The 1,514-nt window shown below is 66.0% G+C and carries 1 protein-coding gene; it reads right to left on the bottom strand.

The genetic code is table 11. The features are described from left to right. Positions 1–1,514: efflux RND transporter permease subunit (locus JNM03_RS01880; protein WP_294033973.1), on the bottom strand; the 1,514-nt coding region annotated here is incomplete at both ends.

The following is a 1,514-nucleotide window of genomic DNA, read 5'->3' as shown; positions in this document are numbered from 1 at the left end:
AGGATGCTGTTCTTGCCGACGATACCGAGCAGCATCAGCACGCCGATGAACACGGGAAGCGAGAGCGGATAGCCCGTCAGCAGCAACGCGACCGCCCCGCCGAGCGGGGCGAGCAGAAGCGAGCCCATGTTGACGAAGGGCGGGATGATCTTGCGATAGAGTAGGATCAGCACAGCGAGCACGAGAAAAATCCCCGATACGACCGCGATCGCGAAGTTGCGCAGCATCTCGGCCTGCCACTTGGCGCTCCCGAGTACCAGCCGCGTGACCCCGGCGGGCAGCGCCTTGAGCGCCGGCAGCGCCTCGACCTTGTCCATCGCCTGACCGGTCACGAGACCCGGAGCCAGGTCGGCCCCGATGGTGAGCTGGCGCACCTGGTTGGTCCGATTGATCTGGGTCGGGCCGGCGCCGAAGCCGATCTCGGCCACAACCGAGAGCGGCACCGTTCCCCCGTTCCGGGTCGGAACAGGCATATTGCGCAGCGTATCGAGCCGCTCGCGCGCGGTTTCCGCAAGCGCGACGCGAACGGGGATTTGCCGGTCGGACAGCGAGAATTTCGCGCTATTCTGGTCGATCTCGCCCAATGTCGCGACGCGGATCGACTGGCTGAGCGCCTGCGTCGTCACGCCGAGCTGCGCCGCGAGCGCGAAGCGCGGGCGAATGACGATCTCGGGGCGCTGAAGATTGCCCTCGACACGCGGCGACCGGATTTCCTTCACGCGGGCCATCTCGGCAAGCAGCCGGTTGCCGACATCTTCGAGCTTCTTCGGGTCGTCGCTGCCGAGCGTGATCGAGATGTCGCGGCTGCTGCCGCCGCCGCCGCCATGCTGCGACTGGAAGTTGATTCGGGCATCGGGAACCTGCGCTAGCCGCGGCGCGCGGTCCTTTTCGAACTCGGTCGAGGTCAGCTCGCGGTCCTTGCGCAATTTCAGATAGACCGTCGCCGTGCCGACATCGATCCGCGACAGGGCGGATTCGACGAGCGGGTCGCGCTTCATGAGATCGGTCACCTCGTCGGCCACTGCCTCGGTCTGTTCGAGCGTTGCGCCCGGGGCGAGCTGGATGGCCACGCGGCTCGTGTCGGAATCGATCGACGGCTGGAAGGTCATCGGGAGCAGCGAGAAGCTGAAAATGGTCGCAAAGAGCGCCAGCACACCGATGCCGACCACCCAGACGCGATGGTCCTTGATGTAACCGAGCCATTTCCAGCGCCCGCCGCGCGCACGCGCGGCAGCGGCCCCGCTGGTGTCGAGGCTCCAGCGCAAGATGCGCATATAGGTGTCGATCAGCGGGCCCTCGCCATGCTTTTGCGGACCCTGCGCAGAGAGAAAATAGGCGGCGAGCATGGGTGTGATCATGCGCGCGACCGCGAGGCTCATCAGCACCGCGGCCACGACCGTCAGTCCGAAATTCTTGAAATATTGCCCGGCGACGCCCGGCATCAGCCCGACCGGCAGGAACACCGCGACGATCGTCATGGTTGTCGCGAGCACCGCGAGGCCGATCTCGTCGGC

Origin of the sequence: Sphingopyxis sp. (genome assembly GCF_016793825.1) — a bacterium.
GTDB lineage: Bacteria > Pseudomonadota > Alphaproteobacteria > Sphingomonadales > Sphingomonadaceae > Sphingopyxis.
The sequence above is the reverse complement of the archived record's forward strand: the minus strand, read 5'-3'. Positions and strand labels throughout refer to the sequence as shown.